This window comes from Tunicatimonas sp., from assembly GCF_049647865.1.
In the GTDB taxonomy this organism is placed as follows: Bacteria; Bacteroidota; Bacteroidia; order Cytophagales; family Cyclobacteriaceae; genus Tunicatimonas.
The window spans coordinates 1-9,253 of record NZ_JBARYM010000173.1; the positions used below are offsets into that span (position 1 = coordinate 1).

At 41.6% G+C, this 9,253-nt stretch carries 7 protein-coding genes and 1 pseudogene; 4 read left to right on the forward strand and 4 right to left on the reverse strand.

All coding sequences use genetic code 11. From position 1 onward, the window contains the following. A partial coding sequence (locus WBA23_RS05255) for an ATP-dependent DNA helicase (protein ID WP_424581198.1) occupies positions 1 to 1,205 on the forward strand: 1,205 nt, incomplete at its 5' end. 54 nt (positions 1,206 to 1,259) lie between these two features. Here WBA23_RS05255 and WBA23_RS05260 read toward each other — a convergent pair. Further along, positions 1,260 to 1,955 carry an SIR2 family NAD-dependent protein deacylase gene (locus WBA23_RS05260; protein WP_424581199.1) on the reverse strand — a complete coding sequence of 232 codons (696 nt, stop codon included), beginning with the start codon at positions 1,953 to 1,955 and terminating at the stop codon, positions 1,260 to 1,262. A 146-nt stretch (positions 1,956 to 2,101) separates the two neighbouring features. On the opposite strand from WBA23_RS05260, the gene WBA23_RS05265 reads away from it, so the two are divergent. From WBA23_RS05265 to WBA23_RS05275, 3 genes are all read left to right on the forward strand, one after another. Then, positions 2,102 to 3,469, forward strand: a complete 1,368-nt coding sequence (locus WBA23_RS05265; protein ID WP_424581200.1) for an efflux RND transporter periplasmic adaptor subunit — start codon at positions 2,102 to 2,104, stop codon at positions 3,467 to 3,469. 149 nt (positions 3,470 to 3,618) lie between these two features. After that, positions 3,619 to 4,869: a nucleoside permease gene (locus WBA23_RS05270; protein ID WP_424581201.1), complete on the forward strand. Its 1,251-nt coding sequence runs from the start codon at positions 3,619 to 3,621 to the stop codon at positions 4,867 to 4,869. 191 nt (positions 4,870 to 5,060) lie between these two features. After that, entirely contained in the window at positions 5,061 to 5,690 is a 630-nt protein-coding gene (locus WBA23_RS05275) for an OmpH family outer membrane protein (RefSeq protein WP_424581202.1), read from the forward strand. 706 nt (positions 5,691 to 6,396) lie between these two features. Here WBA23_RS05275 and rseP read toward each other — a convergent pair. The 3 genes and pseudogenes from rseP to WBA23_RS05290 form a co-directional block, all read right to left on the reverse strand. Then, positions 6,397 to 7,740, reverse strand: coding sequence for an RIP metalloprotease RseP (gene rseP, locus WBA23_RS05280; protein WP_424581203.1), 1,344 nt, complete (start codon positions 7,738 to 7,740; stop codon positions 6,397 to 6,399). Between the two features lie 3 nt (positions 7,741 to 7,743). Next, entirely contained in the window at positions 7,744 to 8,910 is a 1,167-nt protein-coding gene (locus WBA23_RS05285; RefSeq protein WP_424581204.1) for a 1-deoxy-D-xylulose-5-phosphate reductoisomerase, read from the reverse strand. 14 nt (positions 8,911 to 8,924) lie between these two features. Further along, positions 8,925 to 9,253, reverse strand: a pseudogene (locus WBA23_RS05290) (hypothetical protein); the annotation flags it as partial.

The window sequence follows — 9,253 nt, forward strand, 5'->3', positions numbered from 1 at the left end:
CTCCTACTGGGCGAGCGGCAAAAGTTTTGGCTAAATATAGCAAACGAAAAGCCTATACGATTCATCGACAAATCTATAAGCAAGTACAAAACCCGTATTCGGGAAATATTGAGTTTAAACGACGTAAAAACTACCAAAAGAAGGCTGTCTTTATGGTAGATGAGGCCTCTATGATCAGCCATGAGTCTGAAGGTGGGGACCGAACTATGCTGTTGGATTTACTAGAATACGTTTTTGAGCATCCGGATAACAAACTAATTGTAATTGGAGATCGTGCTCAACTTCCCCCGGTTGGGCACACACTTAGTGTAGCGCTGAACTCAGAGATTCTTCATCATGCTTACGGCCTAACAGTTGCTGCGTTTGAACTAACCCAAGTTGTTCGGCAACAAAAGCGCAAAGGTATACTACACAACGCTACTATACTTCGAAATACGCTTAACTCCGAAGATCCATTACAACAACTTAACACTACAGGTTATTCTGATATTTATCGGATGCAATCCTCGAAAATTAAACAAGGATTGAGTTACGCCTATTTGAAGTATGGTTTGCAACAGACACTATTGATTTGTGCCTCCAATCAAGAAGCTACCCGCTATAATCAGCAAATCCGGCAAGAAATTTTGCACCGACAACAAGAGCTAGAAATAGGTGATTTACTCATGGTAGTACGAAACAATTATCGAGCGCTACCCAAGTCATCAAAGGTAGGATTTCTGGCTAATGGGGAACTGGTAGAAGTAATTGAGGTTCAAGAAGATGAGTACCAATTCGGTTTTCACTTTGTTACTTTAAAACTCAAATTAGTAGACCACCCTCGCCAACCCCCCTTTGAAAGTAAGGTACTAACTAAAACCCTATACAGTAGCTCCCCTACCCTTACTAGCGAAGACAATAAGCAGTTATATGATGCTGTAGCTGAACAGTATGTCGATATTCCTCAGAAATCGAAACAGTTGAAGGCCATTCGTAAAGATCCTTATCTTAACGCTTTACAAGTCAAGTATGCTTACGCCCTTACTTGCCATAAAGCCCAAGGCGGTCAGTGGCCTGTAATATTTGTAGACCCAGGCTATTTAAAGCAAAGACACCGAACCTCAGAAACGCTACGCTGGCTGTACACCGCTTGTACTCGAGCTACGCAAGAACTTTATCTTATTGATTTTCCTCAAGATTATTTTAAGGCAGAAAGTGATGGGTAAACGGTGGAAGGTATAAGCTAATACAGTACTTTAAACCTTTTACCCTCTACCTTGCTAAACCTCGGTGAGTTGCTTAACTAACTTAGGCACTCCAATGCTAGCTGGTTCGGCAATTGCAATAATATTAGGTTGAGACTGATAATCAGGAATGCTAGGATCAATGATGTATATGGGAATACCAGGAGGTACGTCGTACAATAGTCCCGCTGCCGGATATACTTGAAGTGACGTTCCCACTACCATAAAAATATCGGCCTGTGCTGCTTCACGTTGTGCTACTTCCATCATCGGAACCATTTCACCAAACCACACAATATTAGGACGTAACTGGGCACCTTTCTCGCATAAGTCGCCTAGCTTGAGTTCCCAACCATCAATATTGTAAACCAGCGATTCGTCAGAAATACTTCGCGATTCAAATAAACTACCGTGCAAATGAATAATTTGACTGGATCCGGCTCGCTCGTGCAGATTGTCTACATTTTGAGTAATTATTATTACTTCGTAGTGATTCTCTAAATCAACTAAGGCCCGATGACCAGCATTAGGCTCAACCTGCAATGCCGCTTTACGACGTTGGTTATAAAAGTCTAACACTAAGGCTGGGTTCTTCCGCCAGCCTTCCGGGGTTGCTACTTCCATAACATCGTGCCCCTCCCATAAACCATCCGCATCCCGAAAGGTAGGAATACCGCTTTCGGCACTAATTCCTGCCCCTGTTAAAACCACGATCCTTTTTCGCATATTCATTTCAATTTTAACCGGAACGAATATACATTTGGTTCGTAGAAAGACAAAAGTACTTTTTGCCTTATTTCTGAAGGTTAACACTTAAATTACCGATTTTCAGAACGTTTAGCCTTTTATTTGTAGCGATCTCGTAACCAAAGCTCCTCATGTCAACAACCGTCCGCACCAAAAAAAAGAAGCGCAGTCCCATTCTAATTATCGCCATTGTTGTCGGGACAATATTAATCTTATTGCTCATCGCTCGCCAGCTTGAATGGATTGGGGGTGAAAAGGCTATTAAAGTAAGATTTGCTTCCGTAGAGCCGCATACAATTGTAGAACGAGTTAGTGCTTCGGGCACGATCCAACCGGTAACCGAGGTAAAAATCTCCCCGGAAGTGCCAGGTGAGATTATCGAGTTAAACGTGGAAGAAGGCGATTCAGTACGGCAAGATCAATTGCTGTTACGAATCCGTCCCGACAATTTTGAATCAGTACTATCACGCACTCAGGCTAATTTAAACCAACAACGGGCGGCTCAAGCGCAAATGCAAGCCCAAATGGCCAGTAGCCAAGCCCAGCTAGAACGCGCACGATTATCCTACGAACGCAATCAGAAACTCTACGATGATCAAGTGATTTCGGATGCTGACTTTGAGCAGTTCCAGAGTGACTTTCAGGTAGCCGAACAAAGCTACGAATCGGCCCGACAAAACGTAGAGGCGGCGCGCTACGCCGTTCGGTCTTCCCAGGCCTCGGTAGAAGAGGCGCGTGAGAATCTTTCGTTGACCAGTATTTATGCCCCTATGGGCGGTATTGTATCAAAATTAGATGTAGAGCAAGGTGAGCGGGTAGTAGGAACCTCGCAAATGGCCGGAACCGAAATGCTACGTATTGCTGATTTGAGTAAAATGGAAGTTCGGGTAGATGTCAACGAGAACGACATTATCCGAGTATCATTAGGCGACACGGCTTCTATTGAAGTAGATGCTTACAGCTACGATAATTATCGTTTTCAGGGAATGGTTACATCCATTGCTAATACGGCCAATGAAAAACTAACCGATGAAGCTGTCACTGAGTTTGAAGTTCGTATTCGCTTGCTGAATTCGTCTTACCAGGAGCTACTAGAAAACCGCGGACCTTTTCCGTTTCGCCCAGGTATGACCGCCAGCGTAGATATTCTAACTAACCGAAAAGAAGACGTACTATCAGTTCCACTATCGGCAGTAACTACGCGAAACAAAGAACAAGAGGATAAGCAAAACCAGCAGTCTGATCAAGATACTTTTAGTAATGAAGAAACCTTGGATGAGGTTGTTTTCCGAAAGGTTGGTGAAGAGCGGGTAGAGAAAGTAATTGTAAAAACGGGTATCAGCGACTACGAGTTTATTGAAGTTCTCAGTGGACTAGAAACTGGCGATGAGATAGTTTCCGGTCCGTATATTGCCATCTCTAATCAACTACAGGATAGTAGCCGAGTTGAGCTTATCGAAAATGATGGCAGAAATCAACCAAGCGAACAGGATCAGTAGAAAGATAGCATAAAATAGATTTTTTGGTAAATTTGAAGATGGCGGGTTCTATTGTTTAAGTTCTAAGTTAGTGGATAACCACAACCTCATGAATGTAACCTGAACATTAGAACACCTTAATTCTCTAACATACTTTACAACCTAATGCTATGGATTTACGCACCCGCGCCCAGCTATCGGGCATGATGTTTTTAGAATACTTTGTTTGGGGTGCCTGGTACGTAACGCTAGGAACTTATCTGGGAGCTACACTTCAATATGAAGGCACACAAATCGGATTAGCCTACGGTGCTTTTGCTATTGCCGCCATGATCTCCCCATTTTTTGTCGGAATGGTGGCTGATCGATTTTTCCCTACTGAACGCGTTTTAGGCGTGCTTCATTTGGTGGGTGCTGGCATTCTTTACTATCTATCAACAATAGAAGACTTTGCACTATTCTATCCAGTCATCATCGCCTACACTCTTTGCTTTATGCCAACCCTAGCTTTAACCAACTCGCTTTCGTTTCATCACATGGACAATCCGAGTAAAGAGTTTCCGGGAGTACGGGTGCTGGGGACCATCAGCTGGATTATTGCCGGACTAATTGTTGGATATCTGAATATCGAAGATCAAGCAACCCCCGTTCTAATCGCATCAGGAATGTCGGTAGTAATGGGATTGTATAGTTTTACGCTTCCGCATACCCCGCCTAAAAGCAAAGGTGAAAAAGCCAGTTGGCAAGATATTATTGGTTTAGATGCTTTAAAACTAATGAAAGATCGATCTTTCGCTATATTATTTATTGCTTCCTTACTTATCTGTATTCCATTGTCGTTCTACTACAGCTTTGCTAATCTATTTCTTAACAACATTGGAGTAGAAAACGCGGCGGGCAAAATGACAATGGGACAAATGTCTGAAATTATATTTCTGTTGTTGATGCCTTTCTTTTTTAAGCGTTTGGGTTATAAAAAAATGCTAATGATTGGCATGGCCGCTTGGGCACTGCGTTACGTGTTATTTATGTTTGGTGATCCGGGTAACTTGGTTTGGATGCTGTACGGAGGTATTATTCTGCACGGTATCTGTTACGATTTTTTCTTCGTAACCGGACAAATCTACGTTGATGAGCGTGCTCCCAAGAATATAAAGAACGCAGCCCAAGGTCTGATTACTTTTGCTACCTACGGGGTGGGGATGTTCATTGGTAGTTTGCTCTCGGGAGTTATTGCCGAAAATTATACGGTTGACCAAGATACGTATCTTTGGGATAAAATCTGGTTAGTTCCAGCAGTGCTTTCGGTAATTGTTTTAGTATTATTTACCATTTTCTTCCGCGAAAAAAGAACGCTAAAATCAGCCGATAAAATTGAAAATCAAGCAACTAAAGCCATACCGGAATCTAAACCCGCCTAAGAGATGAAAAATAAGAAGTAATAAATAAGTGATCAGAAGTGAAATGAAGAATTTAGCGAGACTTGTAGTCACATCAATACGGCTGAAACAACCAATTTCTATTTCAAAACCCAAAACCCAATCCCTAATACCCAAAAATTAGTTTATCTTTACCGCTTATTTAATACTTAACCTATAATAGAAATTATACTGTGAAAATTGCATCTCTCGTTTTAAACATAGTTTTAGCCATTGCGGTCATTTATTTATACGTTCTTCACTTTAGTCAGAGCGGTGGTGAGACAATTCCAGCCAACTCTACTGCTGCCGCTACTTCAGGTACTATTCCTCAAATTGCCTACGTTAACTCCGATACTCTGTTAGCAAATTATGCGTTTTTCCAGACCAAGCGAGTAGAGCTAGAGAAGAAAGCGGAAGACTTACAGAAAGAATATGAGAACCGAGCCCGAGGTTTACAGAATGAAATTAGCAACTTCCAACAAAATGCTGGTACCATGACAATGAACCAAGCCCGGGCAGTTGAAGAAGATTTGCGTAAAAAGCAACAAAACCTGATGCAGTATCAACAAAACCTAAGCGGTCAGTTGATGGAAGAAGAAGGTAAAGTAAATGATGATCTCTACGAACGAGTTTCAGAATTTTTAGAAGATTACGGCAAAAACGAAGACTTTAAATTGGTGCTTACATACACTAAAAACAGTGGAGTGCTCTATGCCGACGACAGCCTGGATATTACTCAGCAAGTTGTTGAAGGCTTAAATCAGGAATACGGCGGAAACACACCTAACGGAACTACTGCCGATAGTACAGCGGCGGAATAACTGTTTTTATGGAGTTAGCAGATTTTGTTTCGTTTCCTCTATGAACATGCTTCTTACAATGAATTAGGAAAGTATATTGATGTTGAGTATCCATTCAAATTGCTAATTTCTCTGATATTCTATAAGAGGTTTAGGTTAAACAAAGCCATATAGTGTTTATTCACCTTTATTCTGTAGGATAGGATAAACATAACGTTGCGTATAATTTTTGCTGTGCTACTACAATAGTGACTTTCTTTGTAAAGTCCAAAGATGGTAATCAAGATAGATATACTATTAGCTTCTGTACTGTTACTGTTCTTTAATCAACCAGTATTAGCTTTCGCCCTATTCTTTGTGCAAATAGTATGTAAGTTTTTGAGTCCGATAACTGCGAAAACCCTTAAAAGCCGATTGTAATTAGCAACTTATTGATAGCTGCCTTTCATTTTATCACTGTATGTACCATAGTGAAATTAGGCGCATTAGTGTTAGACAAATAATTTTTAAATCAATAAATAAACACCTGCACATTAAGGTCTAATAATAGCGGTTTGAGTTCGCATTTAGACCATTTTATGTTTAATTCAGCATAATACTTTCCAAAAAGTAGTTGAATTTTAATTCGCCATTACTTATATATTAACATTAGTAACTTAATGAAAAAGCCTACCAAAGTAACGGAGCTTATACCAGTCTTAAATATCTGCGAGTTAGGTTTATCTTTTTAGAAAAGCACTTTAAAAATATCGTTGAAGATAGCAAAGGTCATTAAACTAAGTAGTAATACCATACCTACCTTCTGAGCACCTTCTAGGAATTTATCGGAAGGTTTACGCCCAGAAATTATTTCGTAGCTTAAGAATGCTACGTGACCACCATCGAGAGCCGGAATGGGTAGGAAATTCATGAAGGCTAGTACCATTGATAGTAAACCCGTAATTCGCCAGAAGCGTACCCAATCCCACTCGCCACCAAAAATCTGAGCAATACCAATGGGACCACTCAATGATTTAGAGGCAGAAACCTCACCCTTAAAGATTTTACCGATTGCCCGAATGTTTACCCAAATAATCTTGAAAGCATCCGTGGTGCCCTGAGGAATAGCTTCAGCGAGGGTGTATTCGGTACGCCCCAATGTTATCTGTGGCTTTTGATAAAATCCTATAGTACCGTTTTCAGTTACATCTACCTGAAGTGTAAAAGATTTATCTACTTGATTTTCAATTGTACTATCATCCGAGCGCCGCACTTCAATCATCACCGTTTTATTCTTTTTCTCTGCCAGCACATCGCGTAGTTCATGAAAAAACGCTATTGGTTTGCTATCAACGGAAAGAATCTTATCACCCATTTTTAAGCCTGCCTTTTCAGCATTGCTTCCTTCCATCAATTCACCTACTTCAAATGGCATTCGCACCTGCATAAAGTTTCGGGCGGCTTCTTTATCAGAGAATTTGTCTAAGAAACCAGTCGGTATTAGCACATCCAGGGTTTGACCATTACGATCTACGGTGTAATAAGCATCGTTAGCTAACAACACATTGGCATCCGTTAAATCACTAAATTTATCGTACTCTTTACCATTTACTTTCAGGATTTTATCTCCAGTTTGCAAGCCAATCTCCTGCCCCAAATCGTAGGCGACGATACCGTTTTTTAACACCTCATCGCGGGGAATATAAGTGTCACCGTATTGATAAGTAAGGAAAATGAAGATGATAATTCCGGTAATTACATTAACAATTATCCCCCCCATCATAACGATCAAACGCTGCCAGGCGGGTTTGGCGCGAAATTCCCAAGGTTGAGGTTCTTCGCTCAAGCTCTTGGTATCTAATGATTCATCAATCATTCCAGTAATCTTCACAAAACCTCCCAAAGGAATAGCTCCTAAGTTATATTCAGTTTCACCGTAACGAAAGCCGAAAATCTTAGGCGGAAACCCAATGTAATACTGCTCTACCCGCATCCCGAACATCTTAGCAGTTAGTAAGTGACCTAACTCGTGCAGTCCCACTAAAATCGATAAACCAAGCAGCAACTGGGCTGCCATTATTAAACCTTCCATTAACTATTCAATTAATTCTAGTGCTTTAATTCTTGTCTCTTCGTCCGTCTTAACGTAGTCTTCGTAAGTAGGATGAGAAATAAAGGGCATTCTCGCTAGGCATTCTTCCACCACATCAGACATGTTTAGGAAACCAAGTTTGTCGCGCAAAAATTCAGAAACCGCAATTTCATTCGCCGCATTTAGTACGCAAGGCATATTTCCGCCCCGCTGCATGGCATCATAAGATAATGCTAAGTTTCGAAATGCAGTAGTATCCGGTTGCTCAAACGTAAGTTCAGGATAGTCCAGAAAGTTAAAACGAGGAAAATCCGATGGCAAACGTTCGGGATAATTTAAGGCAAACTGAATGGGTATTCGCATATCGGGTAAGCCCAATTGCGCCTTCATGGAGCCATCCTGAAACTGCACGAGTGAATGAATGATGGACTGCGGATGGACTATCACCTCAATCTGATCCGGTTGCAAACCAAATAACCACTTAGCTTCCATTACCTCCAGCCCCTTATTCATTAGTGAGGCGGAGTCAATGGTAACTTTCGCCCCCATGTCCCAATTGGGGTGTTTTAGTGCCTGAGCTTTAGTGACCTTGGCTAGTTCTTCCCGTGTTTTTCCGCGGAAGGGTCCTCCCGAAGCGGTTAAGATAATTTTCTCAATCGGATTATGAAACTCTCCAACCAGACATTGAAAGATAGCCGAGTGCTCAGAATCTACCGGATACAGATTCACCCCGTTTTTCTGCGCTAGCTTAGTGATAATCTCACCCGCTACCACCAGCGTCTCTTTATTGGCCAACGCAATATGTTTGTTTGCTTCAATGGCCTTGATGGTGGGCAGCAGTCCAGCATAGCCTACCGTAGCGGTAAGCACCAGTTCAATACTTTCAATTTCAACCACCGAAGCTAAAGATTTTGCTCCCGCGTACACTTTAATATCGTGCGGATCAAGTGCTTGCTGTACTTTATCGTACTGCGCTTCGTCCACAATAACTACCGCGTTGGGTTTGAACTTTAGACTCTGCTGAATTAGCAGATCAGCATTGCGGTGAGCAGTAAGCACCTCTACCGCAAACCGATCGGGATGCTGCTCAATAACTTCTAAAGCTTGCGTGCCGATGGAGCCGGTTGAGCCAAGTATGGCGATGTGTCTTTTTTCGGGATGTTGTTCCATAAATTCCGTCGCTACTAGCTAACGAAGAGTTGTAATCCATCGGCTAATATACGATCATTTGATAAACGAGGCACTTTGTTTTGCCCTCCTAACCTACCCTGGCTTTTCATATACTGCCGAAAACCGTCTTTTAGTAAAGGCCTAATTTCTAACGGACGGAGGATACTACCGGATATTAGATCATCATAATAAGGGTTTAGCTGCTGCAATTGTTGGTCAATAACATAGGAAAAAGCAGATAGATCATTAGGCGTTTGGGCAAACTCTACGAACCATTCGTGCATTGGTAAGCCTTCGGTAGGATTTACCTGCGGGGCTACCGTAAATTCAACTACCTCTACTT